21 protein-coding genes are annotated in these 19,852 nt (G+C 38.3%); 15 read left to right on the top strand and 6 right to left on the bottom strand.

Annotated elements, in window-relative coordinates; all coding sequences use genetic code 11:
- The first annotated feature begins 121 nt into the window (after window positions 1–121).
- The 8 genes from OTG27_RS22995 (at window position 122) to OTG27_RS22960 (ending at window position 5,253) form a co-directional block, all read left to right on the top strand.
- A complete protein-coding gene (locus OTG27_RS22995; RefSeq protein WP_034307008.1) occupies window positions 122–850 on the top strand; it encodes an amino acid ABC transporter ATP-binding protein in 729 nt (242 codons plus the stop codon).
- A 23-nt stretch (window positions 851–873) separates the two neighbouring features.
- A complete protein-coding gene (locus OTG27_RS22990; RefSeq protein ID WP_098866701.1) occupies window positions 874–1,701 on the top strand; it encodes a transporter substrate-binding domain-containing protein in 828 nt (275 codons plus the stop codon).
- A 107-nt stretch (window positions 1,702–1,808) separates the two neighbouring features.
- Complete coding sequence (locus OTG27_RS22985; protein WP_034307002.1) at window positions 1,809–2,447, top strand: amino acid ABC transporter permease; 639 nt, start codon at window positions 1,809–1,811, stop codon at window positions 2,445–2,447.
- Between the two features lie 14 nt (window positions 2,448–2,461).
- Entirely contained in the window at window positions 2,462–3,112 is a 651-nt protein-coding gene (locus tag OTG27_RS22980) for an amino acid ABC transporter permease (RefSeq protein WP_034307000.1), read from the top strand.
- A gap of 442 nt (window positions 3,113–3,554) precedes the next feature.
- Window positions 3,555–3,836: a DUF4190 domain-containing protein gene (locus tag OTG27_RS22975; RefSeq protein WP_063577730.1), complete on the top strand. Its 282-nt coding sequence runs from the start codon at window positions 3,555–3,557 to the stop codon at window positions 3,834–3,836.
- A 110-nt stretch (window positions 3,837–3,946) separates the two neighbouring features.
- A complete protein-coding gene (locus tag OTG27_RS22970) occupies window positions 3,947–4,267 on the top strand; it encodes a hypothetical protein (RefSeq protein ID WP_053535156.1) in 321 nt (106 codons plus the stop codon).
- A 297-nt stretch (window positions 4,268–4,564) separates the two neighbouring features.
- Window positions 4,565–5,014 (top strand): nucleoside 2-deoxyribosyltransferase, encoded by a 450-nt coding sequence (locus OTG27_RS22965; RefSeq protein ID WP_082201133.1) that lies wholly within the window; start codon window positions 4,565–4,567, stop codon window positions 5,012–5,014.
- A 110-nt stretch (window positions 5,015–5,124) separates the two neighbouring features.
- Window positions 5,125–5,253 (top strand): hypothetical protein, encoded by a 129-nt coding sequence (locus tag OTG27_RS22960; RefSeq protein ID WP_255256757.1) that lies wholly within the window; start codon window positions 5,125–5,127, stop codon window positions 5,251–5,253.
- Between the two features lie 620 nt (window positions 5,254–5,873).
- On the opposite strand, the gene OTG27_RS22955 is transcribed toward OTG27_RS22960, so the two are convergent.
- Entirely contained in the window at window positions 5,874–6,617 is a 744-nt protein-coding gene (locus tag OTG27_RS22955) for a L,D-transpeptidase family protein (RefSeq protein ID WP_268938251.1), read from the bottom strand.
- Window positions 6,618–6,842: 225 nt separating this feature from the next.
- Here OTG27_RS22955 and OTG27_RS22950 point away from each other — a divergent pair, with 225 nt between their 5' ends.
- A complete protein-coding gene (locus OTG27_RS22950; protein WP_268938250.1) occupies window positions 6,843–7,295 on the top strand; it encodes a YueI family protein in 453 nt (150 codons plus the stop codon).
- 240 nt (window positions 7,296–7,535) lie between these two features.
- On the opposite strand, the gene OTG27_RS22945 is transcribed toward OTG27_RS22950, so the two are convergent.
- Together OTG27_RS22945 and OTG27_RS22940 are read right to left on the bottom strand one after the other, a co-directional pair.
- Window positions 7,536–8,603 carry an AI-2E family transporter gene (locus OTG27_RS22945; RefSeq protein WP_268938249.1) on the bottom strand — a complete coding sequence of 356 codons (1,068 nt, stop codon included), beginning with the start codon at window positions 8,601–8,603 and terminating at the stop codon, window positions 7,536–7,538.
- Between the two features lie 528 nt (window positions 8,604–9,131).
- Window positions 9,132–10,400 carry an L-lactate MFS transporter gene (locus tag OTG27_RS22940; RefSeq protein WP_268938248.1) on the bottom strand — a complete coding sequence of 423 codons (1,269 nt, stop codon included), beginning with the start codon at window positions 10,398–10,400 and terminating at the stop codon, window positions 9,132–9,134.
- Window positions 10,401–11,043: 643 nt separating this feature from the next.
- On the opposite strand from OTG27_RS22940, the gene OTG27_RS22935 reads away from it, so the two are divergent.
- The gene (locus OTG27_RS22935; RefSeq protein ID WP_268938247.1) at window positions 11,044–12,132 is read left to right on the top strand and encodes a branched-chain amino acid aminotransferase; all 1,089 of its coding nucleotides are present in this window, start codon (window positions 11,044–11,046) and stop codon (window positions 12,130–12,132) included.
- 149 nt (window positions 12,133–12,281) lie between these two features.
- On the opposite strand, the gene OTG27_RS22930 is transcribed toward OTG27_RS22935, so the two are convergent.
- Together OTG27_RS22930 and OTG27_RS22925 are read right to left on the bottom strand one after the other, a co-directional pair.
- Window positions 12,282–12,419 (bottom strand): hypothetical protein, encoded by a 138-nt coding sequence (locus tag OTG27_RS22930; protein WP_156500305.1) that lies wholly within the window; start codon window positions 12,417–12,419, stop codon window positions 12,282–12,284.
- Between the two features lie 293 nt (window positions 12,420–12,712).
- Window positions 12,713–13,399: a helix-turn-helix transcriptional regulator gene (locus OTG27_RS22925; protein WP_268938246.1), complete on the bottom strand. Its 687-nt coding sequence runs from the start codon at window positions 13,397–13,399 to the stop codon at window positions 12,713–12,715.
- Between the two features lie 138 nt (window positions 13,400–13,537).
- On the opposite strand from OTG27_RS22925, the gene OTG27_RS22920 reads away from it, so the two are divergent.
- Both OTG27_RS22920 and OTG27_RS22915 read left to right on the top strand, forming a co-directional pair.
- On the top strand, window positions 13,538–14,425 hold the full coding sequence (locus OTG27_RS22920) for a R2-like ligand-binding oxidase (protein WP_268938245.1): 888 nt from the start codon (window positions 13,538–13,540) through the stop codon (window positions 14,423–14,425).
- 127 nt (window positions 14,426–14,552) lie between these two features.
- Complete coding sequence (locus tag OTG27_RS22915) at window positions 14,553–15,764, top strand: iron-containing alcohol dehydrogenase (RefSeq protein ID WP_268938244.1); 1,212 nt, start codon at window positions 14,553–14,555, stop codon at window positions 15,762–15,764.
- Window positions 15,765–15,887: 123 nt separating this feature from the next.
- On the opposite strand, the gene OTG27_RS22910 is transcribed toward OTG27_RS22915, so the two are convergent.
- The gene (locus OTG27_RS22910) at window positions 15,888–16,142 is read right to left on the bottom strand and encodes an alpha/beta-type small acid-soluble spore protein (protein ID WP_098864592.1); all 255 of its coding nucleotides are present in this window, start codon (window positions 16,140–16,142) and stop codon (window positions 15,888–15,890) included.
- Between the two features lie 136 nt (window positions 16,143–16,278).
- Here OTG27_RS22910 and OTG27_RS22905 point away from each other — a divergent pair, with 136 nt between their 5' ends.
- The 3 genes from OTG27_RS22905 to pepF all read left to right on the top strand — a co-directional run bounded on the left by OTG27_RS22905 (window position 16,279) and on the right by pepF (window position 19,726).
- Complete coding sequence (locus OTG27_RS22905) at window positions 16,279–17,007, top strand: YqcI/YcgG family protein (RefSeq protein ID WP_268938243.1); 729 nt, start codon at window positions 16,279–16,281, stop codon at window positions 17,005–17,007.
- Between the two features lie 178 nt (window positions 17,008–17,185).
- Window positions 17,186–17,812, top strand: a complete 627-nt coding sequence (locus tag OTG27_RS22900; RefSeq protein WP_187049447.1) for an FMN-dependent NADH-azoreductase — start codon at window positions 17,186–17,188, stop codon at window positions 17,810–17,812.
- A 117-nt stretch (window positions 17,813–17,929) separates the two neighbouring features.
- The gene (gene pepF / locus OTG27_RS22895; protein ID WP_034311115.1) at window positions 17,930–19,726 is read left to right on the top strand and encodes an oligoendopeptidase F; all 1,797 of its coding nucleotides are present in this window, start codon (window positions 17,930–17,932) and stop codon (window positions 19,724–19,726) included.
- The last annotated feature ends 126 nt before the right edge of the window (window positions 19,727–19,852 follow it).

The raw sequence follows: 19,852 nt of genomic DNA, 5'->3' as shown, positions 1-19,852 counted from the left end.
TGGAAGAAAGGATTATACATAAGATATGAATCGAGTTAAGAGAATGTTATAGTACGCTTTTATAATTCTGATTATTGTAAATATTCAGTTTTGAAGATTGATTATGGGCGGGGTGCTAATTATGATAGTTTTTGACCGAGTGAATAAGTATTATGGCGATTTCCATGTATTGAAAGAAATTAATCTAACAATCAAGAAAGGGGAAGTGGTTGTGGTCATCGGACCTTCCGGATCAGGAAAAAGTACACTGCTTCGATGCATTAATCGTCTAGAGACCATTTCGCAAGGATCCCTTTCAATAAATGGTTTGAATGTAGCGGATAAAAAGACGGACATAAACAAACTCCGTCGGAATATCGGTATGGTTTTCCAGCATTTTCACTTGTATCCCCATAAAACCGTGCTCGAGAATATAATGCTTGCCCCCAGGAAGGTCTTGGGACAATCCGAAGAGGAAGCAAAAAAGATTGCGCTGAAGTATTTGGACAAAGTGGGGATTGGAGATAAAGCAAATTCATTTCCTTCCCAGCTTTCAGGTGGACAGCAGCAACGGGTAGCGATTGCCAGAGGTTTGGCAATGGGACCGGAAATCATGCTTTTTGATGAACCTACCTCAGCCTTGGATCCGGAAATGATAGGCGAGGTACTGGATGTTATGAAAGCACTTGCCCATGAAGGAATGACGATGGTGGTTGTTACGCACGAAATGGGATTTGCCCGTGAAGTGGCAGATCGAATCGTATTCATGGACGAAGGCAGGGTTTTAGAAGAGGCAACTCCGGCTGAGTTTTACGCCAATCCTCGTGAAGAGAGGGCTCGTTTATTCCTTAGCCGTATATTAAATCATTAAATAAAAAAACAGGGGTGAATTACATGTTGAAGAAAAAGAAATGGTTAAAATTATCTTTGCTATCATTACTGGCCGTCATTTTATTAGCTGGTTGCGGCGGGGGGAATGATACCGACAAAGCTGAAGAGGGTGGAGGTAAAGGCAAAGAAGAAGATGTTCTAGCACAAGTGAAGGAAAAGGATAAGATCGTTTTTGGGGTGAAAAATGATACAAGGCTATTCGGTTTGAAGAATCCTAGTACTGGAGAGGTAGAAGGCTTTGATATTGATATTGCCAAAGCTCTTGCAGCAGAAATCCTTGGTGATGAGAATAAAGTTGAATTTAAAGAAGTGACTTCTAAAACTAGGATGGCCTTATTGAATAATGGTGATATCGACGCAATTGTAGCAACTATGACAATCACGGAAGATCGTAAAAAAGAAGTTGACTTCACTGATGTTTACTTCGACGCGGGACAATCTTTGTTAGTCAAAAAGGGCAGCGATATCAAGGGTATTGATAGCTTGAAAGGGAAAAAGGTATTGGCTGTCAAGGGCTCTACTTCTTCCATAAATATCCGTGAAAAAGCTCCTGAAGCACAAGTACTGGAATTTGAAAACTATTCCGAAGCGTTCGCTGCACTTAAATCCGGACAAGGGGATGCATTGACAACGGATGATTCCATCCTTTATGGAATGGCAGATGAAGATCCAAGCTATGAGCTTGTTGGCGGTACATTTACCGAAGAGCCATATGGAATTGCCGTAAAAAAAGGGAATACTGAATTTGTGGAAGAGTTGAATAAAGCCCTTAAGTCACTTAAAGATTCAGGCAAGTACGACGAAATCCATGATAAATGGATTAAACACTAAACATTTTAGCAAATGTATATGGGCAGCTGACCTTGAATAACATTTGAACATTTGTCTGTGAGGATGAGCGTATTGCTCATCCTTACTAGTTAAAGGAGTTGTATGCCGTGCTTGATTTCTCCATTTTAACAGAGAATCTGGATATGTATTTATTAGGCTTTAAAAATACGATCATGTCGAGTTTGATCGCGTTGGTATCGAGTTTGATTCTTGGTGTGCTAATTGCCATCATGAGGATTGCGCCAATAAAGCCACTAAACTGGCTGGGTACCGCCTATGTCGAGTTCATTCGGAACATACCGTTATTGATCATTACCTTTTTCTTCTTTCTTGGTCTTAAACTAAGCGGTCTATATGCAGGGACATTAGCCTTGACCATTTACACTTCATCTTTCATAGCTGAGGCAATTCGGGCAGGCATACTCTCCGTGCCTAAGGGTCAAATGGAAGCTGCCCGTTCATCAGGCCTGACATATGGGCAGGCCATGAGGCTCGTCATACTGCCGCAGGCCGTTAAAATCGTCATTCCTCCTTTAGGGAACCAATTTATCAATTTAGTAAAGAATTCTTCCATATTGGCCGTCGTTGCAGGACTCGATCTTATGTACCACGGAGATTTGATTTCTTCAAGGACATTTGTCGTGTTTGATGTGTACATTTTCGTTGCAGCTTTTTACTTAATTCTTACCATTCCTTTAAGCTTTGGCGTTGGTTATTTGGAAAAACGTCTGGCTAAGAGTAATTGAGGGAGGTATAAGATATGGATTTTGCAGGTGCCTATACACCAGATAATCTTAAGTTTTTATTAGAAGGATTTTGGGTAACGCTCCAGGTAGCTTTTATATCCATTATTCTAAGTTTCATTATTGGCGGGCTTGTAGGTATAATCCGATACGCAAAAGTGCCGGTGTTATCACAAATACTAGCTTTGATTGTAGAAACGGTACGTAATTTACCTCTGTTATTAATCATATTTTTTACGTATTTTGCTTTGCCGGAGATACGGATTAAACTGGAAATCATTCCAGCAGCCATAGTTGCCTTGACAATTTTTGAGTCAGCCATGCTTTCTGAAGTCATTAGAAGTGGACTGAAATCCATTGATAAAGGTCAAATGGAAGCTGCCCGTTCATCAGGTTTGAGCTATACACAGGCATTGATACATATTATTTTGCCCCAAGCGCTGCGCCGCATGGTTCCTCCCATTGTCAGCCAATTCATTTCTTTATTAAAGGATACCTCTTTAGCGGTTGTCATCTCTTTGCCGGAGCTGACACATCATGGTCAAATCATATATGGACAAAGTCAAAAGTATTTAATACCGATTTTGATCCTGGTAGCTCTCATGTATTTCATAGTTAACTATAGCCTTTCTTTGGTAGCCCAGAGACTTGAATTGAAACGCACCTAAAAAAACGGCTCAGAAATGAGTCGTTTTCTATTTGTCTAAGAGATTCGGAAGTGTCTCACCCTCAACCTTATTTTAAAGCTTGTTTATACTCCATGATCCATACAGTCGGTGGAAAAGAAGTGGATTTATGGAATTAACTGGAATGTTATTTTAAGAAGAAACCGTAGGCTGGACTCATCCCGAACAAATTGAAACTAGGTTATCCTCTTGATTTTATATCTGTAATCCTTAATAAATGGAAGAAATTCGCAACACTCCAGCCGAATAACTGGCTAGCCGAGACCCCCGCAGGCGCTTGTGCCGAGAAGGAATGGCAGACAGTCTGGCGGAAAGGGAGCGGACTTCTTAATCAAATGGAATAATAGTGATGAATGAGTACACAAAAAATGAATCTTTTGCTTTTAATAACCGTATATATAAAGGAAGAAAGAAGGTGGAAAATATGTCGGAAATTAAAAGAAGCAATAGCAAAGCGATTGTATCATTGATCATGGGGGTATTATCCCTGTTTATTCCAATCATCGGCATCATATTAGGTATTTTAGGGTTAATATTTGCATCGAAAAGTAAACAAGAAATGAACCTTACTGGTGAATCTGGAAATGGTTTAGTGACAGCTGGAAAGGTGTGCAGCATTATTGGAATAATCTTGAATGTTCTCATGATTTTGATTTTCATGGTGTTTTTTTATTTCGTAGTCAATACGGATATATCAACCTATTGAATGTAAGTATTAACTTGACAAACAAAGAAAAGTAATTTAAACCTATATAAAATGGAAATTCATGTTATAATTATTATAAATATCTAAATATTGTATGAAGGGATGATATTTTGACCATTCAAATCTTTGAGTACCCAGCCGTATTCTATTATGAAAAGCACCCGTTGATTATCGACTCTTTTTCCGTTCAAGTTTGTTTCCCGGATTTTAGGCGAGAAGGAATTATTTCTTCCGTTAGCGGCAGGAATCGGTTAGATGCCTTAGCTTGTGCTCAAGAACTGTTGGAATCCATGGTCGAACATTTTATACACGATAAAAAAACAATCCCGGATGCAAGCGAAATGGAAAAGGTGAATCTGGATCGGGGAATTAATATATGCGAGGCTGCACCCTTCAGAATTGAAATAGAAAATATCACATATGAAAAATAAAAAAAACCTTGCCGGTTAAAGGACAAGGTTTTTATTTTGGATTACTTGAATTTGTAACCCGGAATGTCAGACCAGTACATACTATATTATTTTATTATTTTTTTAGTAAGCTGAAGTCGATGGGGATAATAGTGGCACTCATAAAATATAAAAAACCATCATTACCTGTAAAAGGAATGATGGTTTTTAGTTTCGCTAAAAAATTCCCCATTTAATTATTTTTTATTTTTGGGGAAAGGATATTGCGTTCTTTATAACGAATATGTATAGTATAGGTAACATAGGTAAAAAGTATCAATAGTTATATATTTTGGAGGTGTATGTGTGAAATATTATATAGCATCAGACGAAAAAAATTTGAAGCAAGTAAAATCATTGATCAAGAAATTGACTTCAAAAGGATTTACTTGTGTGAATGACATGAATTTAATTACGAATGATGAGAAAAACCAAATAACGGACGACATTGGAGAATATGAAAAAAAGGGGATAGAGGAAGCCGATTTCATGCTGATCTTCCTAACGGCAGGAAAAGGTAATCTATATGAGCTTGGCTATGCTTTATCATTAAATAAGAAAATAATTGTGTATTCTCCTGAGAAAGAAAATTATCATATTAATAAAAAATCAATATTTCATAATCTGCCCGAGGTAACAATCTGCAGCGGGACCTTTTATAAGCTGGTTAAATTGATACATACGCTTTCTCCGGAAGGATCTGAAAAAGATTCACTGCCTCTTAAATAAATGTCAAATGTAAAATTTTAAGGAGACCCTCTAATAAAATTTCTTTTGAACGAATTGTTTAAAGTATTAAAAATGAGGGTAAAGACCATTAAAAAAGGGAGAGGGCTGTTTTGGCCATTATTGATATCGACCAATTATTGTTAGCTACTGAAGCGATAGCAGAAGAGTCAGTTCCATTCCATCTTGATACATTTGACATCGATCAACTTTTAGATAATACGGATAATTGGAATTGGTAAAGAAAAGCATGCCCATAGAGGATATGCTTTTTTTAGGCTGTTTTCACATACTTTGTTGCTATTTACCAGGTAGTGAGTTGTGGTTGATTTCCCCTCCAGATGCTCGCTTTCCGCAGGGCGGGCGGAGAAACTCCTCGGCGTAAACGCCTGTGGGGTCTCACCTGTCCCGCTGCTCCCGCAGAAGTCTCGCACTTCCGCTCCAATCACCTTAAATAGTTTCGTTTTAAAAACAACTATCTTTACGAAAAGAGCCTTTTTTAAAGAGAAAATACTGATTACCTGTATGAAAATAATACAAGAAACCAGGCACGTGGAGATATTTTAACGATTGGATAAAGTTAAAACCTGCGTCCTTTTACGAATCCTAAAATCACAAACATTGAAATGGTACCGATAACAAAAATTGCTTTAATGGAATTCACTAGAATTTCATCGTACATTTGTATTACCTCCTTGTATGTAATGACAGTGCGATTATGATTAGCTGTTGATGTATAAATTATAACATAAAGTCAATATCTGATGGTGGGAAATTAAAGGCGATATGGGTAATAATGTATAGGTTGTACAGTTAAAATATAAAAAAGATATCCTCTAATCAGTGGATATCATTGAGAAATTTATTTAAGTCCTAGTGCTTTTTTTGTTTTTGGTCCGACGATTCCATCAGAAGTAAGTTTTTTGGACTTTTGGAATTTCTTTACGGCTGTTTCGGTGTTTTTTCCAAATGACCCATCTACTCCTTTAGTGCTGTATCCAAGTTTAGTTAATCTTTTTTGCAGTTCGATAACCTGAGGGCCACTGCTTCCTTTCTTTAGGGTAGCGTTTGTATTCACCGGCAGGCTCACAGATCCGCTCACTTTGAATCCATTTGTGGCAGCTATGCTGGCAAATGATTTATTTGAACTGGCAATCAAGACTACAGTGCTCATTCTCACCCTATCGTAAAGCCATTGTACATCATTGTTATACATACGGATACAACCGGCACTTATATATTTCCCGATTGTTGAAGAATCATTATTGCCGTGTATTGCGTACGTATTTCCTGGTGTATTCCTTGCATTGATTCCCAGCCATCTTTTACCTAGAGGGTTTTTTGGGTCTCCGCCTCTAATGTTGCCTTTATAATAGGGACGATTCACAATCTTTGTCACTACTTTAAACTTTCCTTCAGGAGTGTAGGAGGCTTTCTTACCTGTCGCCACGATGAATACCCTCACCAATTTATCATTTTCGTAATAGGCAAGCTGATTATTGGCTTTATTGATGATAATCAGTTGTCTTGCTGCCGCACCTGAAGCATTACTGAACCCCAAAAAACTAAAGGCGAAAATCAATACAAATACAATTAATTTTTTCATGTTTTTCCCCGTCCCTCATTTAAGCAACCTACATTTACACATATACTATCCTATGCATGAAGCGAGGCTAAAGTGACAATTTTTTAAAAAAAGGGTAGACTAATTAACTATGGGAAAAGTCAAACTTAGATCCAATTTCACTTTTATGCATATCAAAAGAATGATGGGCACTATTTTTGGCCATATTACATACATTATTGAAGGGAAAGCGGAGGTGGGAAAGAATTGTCACGCCTAAAGGTGGAGGACTATCTAGAACAAGGCATCCATGGTCCAAAAGAAATCAAGGCTGGTGAACGAAGGGAATTTTTGGGCACATTAAGGGAACGCGTAGTCGTCGTCTTAAAAAGAAGCCAAGTCTTTGAAACGAATGTATACCCGGAGATAGAGCAAATGATGAAGCAGTATCCCCGTTCAAATTTGTTTTTAAATGGTCAGATGGACTATCAATATCTAGGAAAATATATTAAATTGGCAATGAGTCATGATATTCCTTACAAAATCGTCCTAAACAAAGATCATAACTCCGATTTGGGTCTGGTGTTAGCGGAAAGTAACGCCATAAACAAAGAGGAAATTTATATACAGAAGCAAATTCATACCCAGCAAGTCATCAAAAAGAAAAGCTTCACAGCCTTTTTTAAACGCTGTGTTAAAAAATTATTAAAAAAACGTTGATGCAACTATCAACGTTTTTAGTTTGTTTACAAAAAAAGGGGGGGGATGGTGTATTCCGAACCATGATAGTAAGAATAGGTTTTCCATAATGGTTTTATGAAATGAACTGGGAATTTTTTTGAAAGAAAAAACTGTAGGCAAATTCTCTTTCTTAAGAGTTGGTCTACAGTCTGAAACGAGTGCTTTTTGTTTTTATTTTTAATCGTTCTTTTAATTAAGTGTGTAGACAACTTTTCCTGTTTATGTAACCCTATTCCGTAACCTATAAAACTTCCTGAAATTCCCTATAATCGTTTTTACTACGGAATAGGTAGGGATAGCGATTAAAATGCCAATGAATCCGTATATTGATCCAGCAGCTAGCAGCAATAGGATAATGGTAAGCGGGTGAATGTTAAGCCGTTTCCCCATAATATTCGGTGTAACCAAGTGCCCTTCGACCTGTTGAACAACAATAAGGACAATAAGTACTTTCACTGCCAGCCCAATGTCTTGCTGTAAGGCAATGAAAAGGGCGGGGATGATGCTTATTAATGGACCAAGGAATGGTACAACGGTAAAAATCATGGCGAATAAGGCCAATACGAGTGCATAATCGAGACCGATAATAAGGTAGCCAACATACATCAAAGTCCCTATGACAATTGATATGATGAATTGACCAATAATATAAGTTGAAAGGGCTTTATCGACGTCTTTTAAAATTGTGTTCCCCTCTGATTCTACATCATTCGGTATGTATTTTAATAGAAATGGCCGTAATTTATCTCCATCCTTCAAGAAATAGAATAAAATGAATGGTGTAATGACCAATACTGTTAATACACTAGTTATCGTGGATAAAATGGTATTGACATTCACGATGAGTTTTTCCGAATAATCTTTCAAATGCGTGACCGCTTTTTCTTTTAACTCTTCCATATTTACCATGCCAAAATCATTTTTTTCAATCATGACTTCAGATTCTTTAGAGAATTCCTTGACTTTGCTGGGGAGGTTATCAGATAATTTTTGAAATTGGTCAACGATTACAGGACTGCCAAAGTAACCTCCCATTCCAATCATACTAAATATAATCAAAAACACGGTGAAGATGCTAGCTGACCTCGGGATAAATTCAGTTAACAAGTTAACGACCGGCCGTAATATATAGTATAAAAGCCCAGCCAAAATAATAGGAAAAAACATGGCAGCAATGATTTTTTGCAGCGGTAGGAGAACATAATCAATCTTACCCAGTAAAAAAATAATTAAAATGATCAAAATGATCGCGCAAGCATATTTGAAAAACGGTTTATTGATCCACAAGACAATCCCCCCTAATTCCATCTCTTACTTGATTCCCTGATTTAGCTTAATGTTAAACTAAATAACTTGATTAAATGTTCGGTGCAAAACTTTTAGATGGATGAACGTTTGTCATTCAGCTTTTATTCGGTTGTGTTTCAATTTTGAATCTTAAAAGCAATACTAACTGACCAGCTATTTATTAAATGGAAGTTCGTATTTTTTAAACATTTTTGGAATTCAAATAGCTATAGCCTTAACAAACGAAGTTGATATATGGAAACAAAAACAAGACTTTCACTGTTAAAAGAAGGACATATTAAAAAAATATATCGGCCATTTTGACTTTAACCTGTCTTTACGTGCATAAGTCGATAATCTGAATTTATGCTCACAACTGCAGGTGATATGACCTAATCCATATGATATTCCAATGTGCTACAGTTCAAAAAGCACCGATACGGCCATATACATACTAAAAAGGCATCATCAAGGTAAATTCCGGTTATGGAAGTTTACTTGATCATGCCCTTTTTAAAGGTTATTTAATTAGGATATCTTACTTAATGTGTTCGTTGCACCTTGTTTCTGTTCTTTTTGCATTTTTTTGATGTCCAGACGTAACCAGATGGAAATGACGAATGCTATCGCAATTAATGCTGCGAAAACGTAGAATACCGGAATGTAACTGTTCGTACTTTCCCTGATTGCAGTAACCAACATTGGGCCGCAAACCCCGCCTAGAGACCATGTAGTTAAAAGATAACCATGGATGGCACCAATTTCCTTAGTGCCAAATAAATCCCCGGCAAATGCAGGGAGATTAGAAAATCCTCCTCCATAGCAACTAACGACCAACAAGATGAGTCCTTGGAACAATAGTGTATTTGTAGTCGTTGGAAGTAAAAGGAAGGCACCGATTTGAATGATGAAGAAAATGACGAAAACATTTGGACGGCCCATATAATCAGATGCCGCTGCCCAGCCAAGTCTTCCTCCGCCATTAAAGATTCCCATTATTCCGACTAATGTTGCTGCACCTGCCACTGACAGTCCGACAACGTCTTGAGCCATAGGAGAAGCAACCGAAATCATCATGATCCCTGCACTTGTATTGATCAATTTCATGGACCATAACATCCAGAAGTGTTTAGTTTTAACCGCTTCTTTTGCAGTTAATTGCCTTAGGTCTTTCTTCAGTTCTTTCTTACCGGACTCAATATCTCTCTTCATTCCTTCAGGCAGCCAGTTGGCTTTTGGAGGTGCAATATAGGATGCCCCTAAGAACATCAGTATGAAATAGCCTGCGCCTAAAATATAATATGTAGTATAAATGCCAACGGATTCCATAAGGGTCGCAGCGACTGGGGCTGTAATGAGAGCTCCGGCACCGAAACCTAATACTGCCATTCCTGTTGCCAATCCCCTGCGATCTGGGAACCATTTGACTAAAGTGGATACTGGTGAAATGTACCCGATCCCCATTCCAAGTCCACTTAACACCCCATAAGTCAATAGGTAGAGCGGAAGTGAATCGACCATTACCGCTAAACCGGAACCGGCTTGTCCTAATCCGAATAATACAGCCGCGACCATAGCTGACTTTCGTGGTCCATTTTTTTCTACGAACTTGCCAAAGAAGGCAGCAGAAGTTCCTGCAAGCGCCATCATTATTGTGAATGCTAACGTTACTTCAGTTTCTGACCACCCCATGGTCTCGACTAATGGTTTTTTGTAAACGCTATATGCGTATGCACCGCCAATGGATAGGTGAATGGCGATAGCGGATAAAGCGATAAACCATCTGTTTTTTGTCATGTTGTTACCCCTTTTCATTAAAGAATTAGAAAGTTGCATGCGTTTTGTCTATAATATATCGGTTTGCATGCGTTTTATCTATCTCGTGGGATAAGTATATAAGAATATCATTTAGTAGTAAACTACTAAATTGTAATTCATGTAAAATTTTCCTCTGTGCTTAGAGTTGGGAAAAAACACTTTATGGATTCGGATTAAAAATGTTATATATTCTAAGGATTTTAATATACATATAAGGCTTGCAGGGTATTGATTTGGTGTATTATTCACGAATCTGCCAAAAGTCTTTTCATTTATCGATTTTCCTGGTTACAAAAGGCAAATGATTGAATTTACTCTATAGGTGCGATGAACCAAAATTATTCTCATTGGCTTTATAGTGATTATTTTGATAAAATTAATCTAATATTCAAGACATATTAGCGTACCACTCGGAATTGATATTTTTAGTGGTTTCAGGAATAATTGATTCTTTTTTCAGGAATCATAGTCTGGAAATCAAAGAAAAACCAATTTATTTTAAAAAATTCCGAAAATTTCGTCTTAAAGGCTTGAACTATGATTCCTTATAGGAGTAAACTAATGAAAGATAGATTTTATGGAAGTGAAATCTTGTAAATTTAATCAACAAGGGGTTTTGGTAATGAAGGAACATGACATGCAAATCACGCTTAGTACAACAAAGAAAGAAAAACCACAAGCGGACCAGCTTGAGTTCGGTAAGCAGTTTACCGATCATATGTTTATTATGGATTACACACAAGGGCAAGGGTGGCATGATCCAAGAATTGTTCCTTATCAACCGCTCTCATTGGAGCCATCAGCTATGATTTTTCACTATGGTCAATCCGTTTTTGAAGGATTGAAGGCATATGCAACACCTGAGGATGAAATTATCTTATTCCGTCCGGAAAAGAATTTCCAACGCTTAAATAGTTCGAATAGCCGATTATGCATACCGGATGTCGACGTTGATTTCGCGTTGAAGGCCTTAAAGACTTTAATTAGCGTTGATAAGGATTGGGTTCCCCAGGCAGAAGGGACATCTTTATATATCAGGCCATTCATTATAGCTACTGAGCCTTATCTTGGAGTATCTCCATCGAATAAGTATCAGTTCATCATCATCATGTCACCAGTGGGATCGTATTATAAAGAAGGCATCCATCCAGTTAAAATTGCAGTGGAGTCAGCTTTTACACGTGCAGTTAATGGAGGTACAGGTGAAGCCAAAACGGGCGGTAATTATGCATCGAGCCTAAAAGCCCAGGAAGTATCCGAAAAGATGGGTTATGCTCAAGTTCTTTGGTTAGACGGATTGGAGAAAAAATATATCGAAGAAGTTGGAAGCATGAATGTTTTCTTCAAAATTAATGGTGAAATCATCACCCCTGCTTTAAATGGAAGCATCCTTCCGGGTATTACTCGTGATTCCATTATAGAATTGCTGAAACATTGGGGTCTTCCCGTGTCGGAAAGACGCATCTCGATGGAGGAAGTCCATGAAGCCTATAAATTGGGTCACTTGGAAGAGGCCTTTGGAACGGGAACAGCCGCGGTCATATCACCAATTGGTGAATTTTTGTGGAATGGTGAAGAAATGATTGTTCAAAGCGGAGAAACGGGCGAACTTTCCAGAAAGCTTTATGATACACTGACAGGTGTCCAAACAGGTAAAGTCACAGACGAGTTGAGCTGGACTACGAAAGTTGAAGAAAAAGTGACTCAATGATACTTAAAAAAACCTTCTTTGAAGGTTTGTAGACAAAAGGGGTTCGGAATTAAAAAATTCTGAACCTCTTTTGAAATTCCCTTTGAATTTTCGCCTAAAGTTAAGAGATTGCGGCTCTACGAGCCCACATGTTAGGCCATTTTTGGACCTCACCATGTCCAATTGGCCATCTTCTTTAAATTAATGGCAGCCTCCATTTTACGAACCAAATGGTTCGGTGGCACCAGTTGATCTAAAGTAATCATTTCAAGTTGATCTCGCTGAATAGAATCATGTTTAGAAAGCATCCTCATCACCTTAAGTTTTAATACTTCTATTTTAAAACAAAAATGACTCCAGGCAAAAGTGTTCTATCTAAAAGGTAAGACAAAGTTGATTGGAGCGGGTGTTCGAGACTCCTGCTTAGAAAAGCGCGTCTAGGGGAGACCCCGCAGGCGAAAGCCGAGGGCCGACCGCCCGCGGAAAGCGAGTGCCCTACGTTCCAATCAACGTCCCAATTGTACAAGCCATAAAAAAGACAATCAATTTTCATCGAGTTTGTCTACAGTCTGAAACCTTCTTTGAAGGTTTTTTTTTACTTTCAGATAATCATTTTGTGCCTTATGGCAACTGCGACGGCCTCGGTCCGGTGATTCACTCCCAATTTCCTGATGGCAGAAGAAATATGATCTCTGACAGTAAATTCACTAACGCTCATTTTTGGTGCCATTTGCTTTAATCCCATCCCATTCGCTAAATATTGAAGTACCTCCACTTCACGTTTGCTTAGAAGGTAAGTGGGAGGGGCGGAATCGAATGTTGAACTGACAGCCAGCTTCAAATAATGGGAAAGCTTCATTAAATCATTCTTGGTAACGGGCTCGTTGGTGTGAATGGGGTCAACCAACACTAAACCGATGGCCAAGTCATTCACAATTATCGGAATGATTGCCAATGAAGAGATGGAAAATCTTTTAACGTATTTTGCAGGGATGGAGGATTTCGCATGCTGGATGGTTAAGTATAGGGGCTTGTTATGGATGACTGCTTGGTGGATCGGGTATATATCATGAATATTTTCCCTAACATTATGTAATGAAAAAGTATCTTCACTTGTACATGCACAAATTCCTTCACCCATTCCTGTTAAACTTGAGTAACTGAATAAAGATGCTCGTTGAAATGAAAAAAAATCCACACAGCCCTTTACGATCATTTGTGATTTATTTGCCATATCTTTTTGTTGGGAAATCTTTTTTACATGTTTCATCAGAGTTTCCTCAAGCATTCGACTTAATTCCTCCCTACATTTTCAGTACTAGGATAAAAGCTACTAATATCTTACAATATAATGAAAACTCTTACAAATTTAAAAATCTTTAGAGATTCAAAAGTTTAAAGTTCATAATTTCAAGGAGGCATTACCATGAAAAGAAAGAGTTTAACGACCACAAGCAGGAGTTTTAGAGAAGATGCCCTACCATTTAAACTTTACCAAAAGGCAAAGAAATTCGGTATATGGAATCCTCGGGACATTGATTTCAGCCAGGATAAAGAAGATTGGAAGTCATTTACTGACATTGAAAGGGAAGTGTTATTACGGATCATTTCCCTTTTTCAGGGCGGGGAAGAAGCCGTGACTTTGGATTTGCTGCCGCTCATAATGACAATAGCCAAAGAAGGCCGGATCGAAGAAGAAATGTACTTAACGACATTTCTGTTCGAGGAAGCGAAGCATATGGAGTTCTTTCGCTATACATTAGATCAAATTGGTGAAACGGGTGATTTGACGGGTTATCACTCAGACACTTATAAATCGATTTTTTATGAAATTTTGCCTGAAACGATGGAGAAACTTTTAACCGATCAATCACCAGAAGCCTTGGCAGAAGCAGCCACTGTTTATAATATGTTTACCGAAGGCGTTCTCGCAGAAACTGGATATTTCGGGTTCTATCAGACTCTCGAAGCTAATAAAATGATGCCTGGTTTATTAAAAGGTGTGGGTTTTTTGAAAAAGGACGAATCACGCCATATTGCATATGGGACTTTCCTGCTGCAGCGAATCATCAGTGAACATCCACATATCTTTAAACAGGTTGAAAAGAGGATGGAGGAGCTTTCACCACTGGCCATCACGTTAAATACGGAGGGATATGATCGGTTAGGAAATCCCTTTGGTAATGACCAACAAGCTGTATTGAATTTTACCCTGAAACAATTATCAGTGCGGATGGAGATATTATCCAGGGCAAAAGGGAAAGGGATTGAAGAAATCTATCAAAGCAATGAAAAGGAATATGGGGTGTTATAATGCCGAAATAAGATACAAGCATACTGTAAGTTTACATTCGTTAATGGATGGCCAATGGGAACTTGAATGCAACGTATGAACGAGTCTTAACTGCGAATATAGACTATTAAATCCGAGGTGAAACGATATGAAGGTAAATGCTCATTCGAATTTTTGGTTAAGGTCTTCGGTTTACAGTGGCACTAACACTCGTTCACTCATACCGGGCCTATTCAATGGTCTGGGGGCACGAAGGATTCTGCTCGTGAGCGATGCTGGCTTGGAAAATGCGGGCGTCGTTAAAAAAGTTGCCGAAACTTTTGAGCAGCAGAAATTGGGTGCCAAAGCTGAAATAGTTGGACAGTTTCTGGGTGTAACACAAGACGCAGCGAGTAAATGTGTAAACGAAGCATTGAAATATGCACGTGAAGTTCATGCCGATGCCATCCTTGCCATTGGTGGAGGGAGTGTCATCGATACCGCAAAAGCATTGAAATACGGATTATATAAAGGAATTACGGATATAAATGATTCAATACCAAACGGTTTTCTATATGAGGGTTTTCCAAATGCACAATCCATGAATATCCCGCATATATCCGTAGCCACAACAGCAGGAACCGGTTCTGAAGTATCCCCGATCGCAGTCATATATAATGAACATAAAAATGTCAAAATGAATATATACAATGTTTTTTTAAGTTCGGATGTTGCGATTCTAGATCCCGAGTTAACAGTCGGACTGCCGTCTGACATTACGGCGTTTACTGGTGCCGATGCATTGACACATGGGATTGAAGCGATCATTTCACCTGCTGCGACATCAATAACCGATGCATATGCATATCAGGCCATTCGAGTTATTGAAAGAAATTTACCGAGGGCCGTAAAGGATGGAACGAATATTGAGGCTAGAATGGAAATGCTGCATGGAAGCATGATGGGAATCACTGCATTTTGTAGTGCATTGAATGCGATTCCTGTTCATAACTTTGCCCACGCATATGGGGCGTTATTCCGTATTCCGCATGGACTGGCCAATGCCGTATTGTTACCGGTCGTCATGGAATCAATCCCGGATTTATATCTTCAAAAGGCCCATTTGATAGCTGAAGCCTTTAGTGTGAAAGTACAGGATGAAGATTCAAAAAGGATCTTAGCGAAAGTGGTAGAAAAGCTACGTGTTTTCCTATCTGATCTTGGGCTGCCCTCCGACTTCAGCGCCTATGAAATTAACCAGTCGGATATGGAAAGAATTCTGAAAGCAGTAATGACCGATCCAGCTGCCGCTAATTACCCGATGTCGGAAGAATTAATAATGTCAGTTGTTTCAAGAGTTTCACCCGTAAGAATTAACTGATCTAAAAAAGCCAGCCCGTAAAGGTTGGCTTTTAATGCGTTGTAACGTGTTAAGTCCCGAATTTCACCATTCAAAAATTCATTTCTTTATCTGATGTCTAAGAACTACAGTGATAGACTCTGGTTAATGTTTTTTTCCTAAGTTTTCCTGTGCCATCTTTATAAGTTCCTTGACCATGCCTCCGCCTAACTTTCCGCCTATTTTTCCATTCTGCTTGGATGTCAGTTCACCGTTATAGTCTTTTTTCAACGGTACGCCCATTTCTTTTGCTACTTCAAACTTTGCCTCTTCGGGATTCTTTGTGCCAGCGATTTTGGCTTTTAAATCATCAAGGCCTTGTCGTGCTTCAGATACCAATATTCTCCTTCTCCTTGCCATTTAGCAACCTCCTCCTATTTTTTTCTTAGGTTATCCTAATGAAATGAAAATGATAAACCTGATTTGCAATTCGAAGAAGTTTTAGTTTATTTAAAGCGGGTAACATATATTAAAACGACGATTTAAGGAGAAAATGATGCTGACTGCGAATTCAAGTTTGTTAACAAAAGAAGATATGACAAATCCCGATCGAGTGCCGCAATGGCTAATCAAGGAATATCAAACATTCCATGAAACAGTGACCGATAAAACCTTTCCTTGTTATTTTGGTATGAAAGCTGAAAATAAAGGGGAACTTCGTTATGCTTATATCACACAGGAAGATTGGTCCAATCTCCCTAAAGCAGTGGAAAGCTTTCTTGATTTATTTCAGGAACCACCATATATAAGGCATGGACTTTTCGTTTTTATGGAGCCTGATCCGATAGAGGGTGATATAGAATTTTACCGTAAAAGGTTTTGGGAGATCCTTCAATACCTGCATCAAGCGGATGAAAAACCTTGGCCAATTGAAAAGCCGAAAGATCCGGATCATTATTTATGGGACTATCATTTTGCCGGGGAACCAATCTTTGTCTTTGGTAATGCACCTGCTTATAAACAGCGTAAAACTCGCGATTTAGGAAATAGCCTCGTCCTTGGTTTCCAGCCCAGGATGATCTTTGAAGGATTGGAAGGAACGGAAAAAGGAGGAATCATGTCACGGGAAAAGGTCCGGGAACGGGTGGAGAAATGGGATAATCTCCCGAAGCATCCTGATATCAGTCACTTTGGCGATGTAAATCATAATGAATGGAAACAATTTTTCATAGGGGATGATATAGAACCGATAAAAGGTAAGTGTCCCTTCCATCATAAACAATAAACGTAACCGTGAGCAAATTGCTCCCGGTTTTTTTGCGTTTGAAAATAAAAAACATAATCCTTGCCTTATTGGATTTTCAGTTTTATAATGTGAAAGTAGCAATTGCAGTTAATTCGAGATATATGGATTAAATGCTATTTTTATTAAATATACAAAATTAACAATTGGGGGAACGAAAATGTCTAAAGTATTGTTTGTTAAATCAAATGACCGCCCAGCGGATCAAGCTATCAGTGTCAAAATGTATGAAACGTTTTTGAACGCATATAAGGAAGCTAATAGTAGCGATGAAATAACTGAATTGGATTTATTTGAATTGAATTTGCCTTATTACGGAAATACTGCAATCACTGCCTTATATAAACGCAACCAAGGCATGGAATTGACTGAAGAAGAAGTGGAAATTGCTGATATCGTGCAACAATACTTGAATCAATTCCTTGCTGCCGATAAAGTAGTATTTGCCTTCCCGCTATGGAACGCAACGGTTCCGGCACCATTGGTAACTTATATTTCTTATCTTGCCCAAGCGGGAACAACATTCAAATATACAGCTGAAGGCCCAGTTGGCTTAGCTGGAGATAAAAAAGTGGCCTTACTTAATGCACGCGGATCCGATTATGCATTGCCTGGAATGGAAGCTGGCGAAATGGCTGAGAAATACGTAACGATGAATCTAAACTTATGGGGCATTAAAAACCCAGAAACGGTCGTAATCGAGGGACATAATCAATATCCAGATCGCTCACAGGATATCGTTGCAGAAGGATTGGCGAAAGTTGCTGAAACTGCAGCAAGATTCTAATTTTTTAAAAGGAAAACCAGTATGTATTTTTAGCATACTGGTTTTTCTATGCAGATTTTTCTGAAAGTCGATTATAATAAAGGGTAAGCTATAAGCATGAAAGGAAGTGCAGAGGATATGCAAACGTTTAAATCACGTGACGAATTAAAGATAGAAGAAACTTGGAATTTAAAGGATATTTACGAAGATCAGGCTAATTGGGAAAAAGATTATCAAGAAGTCCTGAAGATGACAGAAAAATTAAAAACTTACGATGGCCATATTCAGTCAGCCCAAGATTTATTCGAGTATTTACGGTTAAGTGAGGAAGTTGGCTACATTTATAACAAGCTATATGTATTTGCCATGCTTCAAGCCGATTTGGATACACGGGTCACCTCATCACAAGCATTGCTGGATCGAGCTGGTAAGTTAGGGCAGAAAATAAGTAATGCATCTGCATTCTTCATGCCGTTTCTTCTAAGCCTGGAAGAACAAACATTAAAAGGGTACATAAAAGAAGTCGAGGGTTTGAAATATTTTGAAGAGGATTTATTGGATTCCTTCCGCTATAAAGCCCATGTATTAACGAAAGAACAAGAAGAAGTACTTTCGCAAATAGGCGAAGCCTTTTCAGCTCCACAAAAAACGTTCGGAATGATCAACAATGCGGATATAAAATTTGGGGAAGTTACGAATGAAGACGGCGAGAGGGTAGAGCTGACGCGAGGAATGTATTCCAAATTGATTGAAGATGATGATCGGGATAAAAGAAAAGAGGCTTATTTCGCATATTATCAGCCATATGTACAATTGAAGAATACAATCGCTTCCACACTTGCAACGGCAATCAAAAATAATGTGAATCTTTCAAAGCTGAGAAATTATCCATCTGCCTTGGAAAAATCCTTATTTGGAGATCAAGTTCCAAAAGAGGTTTATGATAATTTGATTATGTCTACTAAGCAAAATATCGGACCCATGCATAAATACATTCATTTAAGAAAAAAATTGCTGGGTGTAGAAGAATTACGTGCTTATGATTTAAGTGTACCATTAGTCGAAGGGGCTAAAGAGGAGATTTCTTACGATGATGGTTTTGCTTTGATGGTGGAGGCACTAAAGCCACTTGGCGAAGAGTATATCACAATCCTTAAAACCTTTAAGGAAAACAGGTATATCGACGTCAGGGAAACACCTGGAAAACGTTCAGGTGCTTACAATTTAGGACTTTATGGTGTTCACCCTTTCATCCTATTAAATCATCGTGATGATTTAGACAGTGTATTTACACTTGCACATGAATCTGGACATGGCATGCACTCATACTATAGCTCAAAATACCAACCGCAAATAAGTGCTGGGTATTCCATTTTTGTCGCTGAGGTTGCTTCCACTGTGAATGAAATCCTTTTGATTCGCCATTTAATTAAGACAACAAAAGACGTACAAAAGAAAAAACATTTACTTAACCATTTCATAGATAGTTTTAAAGGGACATTCTTCACACAAGTGATGTTTGCGGAGTTCGAAAAGATTGTACATGAAAAAGCTGAAAATGAAGAACCTCTAAATGCCGAGGTTTTTAATACAGCCTATGAAACGATATTTCGTGCATATAATGGAGATGAAATAAGTTTCGATGAAGAAGTGAAGTATGGCTGGTCACGCATCCCACACTTTTATCGTCCGTTTTATGTCTACAAATATGCTACTGGTTACGTTTCAGCCATTACGATCGCTGATAAGATCCTTTCTGGGGACAAAAAAACACTTGAAAGTTATTTGACTTTCTTGAAAAGCGGGAGTTCCGATTTCCCATTGGAGCTGCTTAAGAAAACAGGAGTGGATTTAACGAAACCTGAGCCGATCGAAAATGCAATGAAGATTTTCAGTGATCTCGTCGACCAATTCAGTGAGTTGACAGAAGGCTAATCTAAACCATTTTTTCCAAAAGAGCCCATGGTATGATGTTATAAAAAATGCTATAGTTAAAACATTGGCGTATGAAAGGCCCAATCAATAGATTGGGCCTTATTTTATATGCAAAAGAAACAGGTA

Source organism: Peribacillus sp. AS_2 (genome assembly GCF_026891895.1).
Classification (GTDB): domain Bacteria; phylum Bacillota; class Bacilli; order Bacillales; family DSM-1321; genus Peribacillus; species Peribacillus frigoritolerans.
The sequence above is the reverse complement of the archived record's forward strand: the minus strand, read 5'-3'. Positions and strand labels throughout refer to the sequence as shown.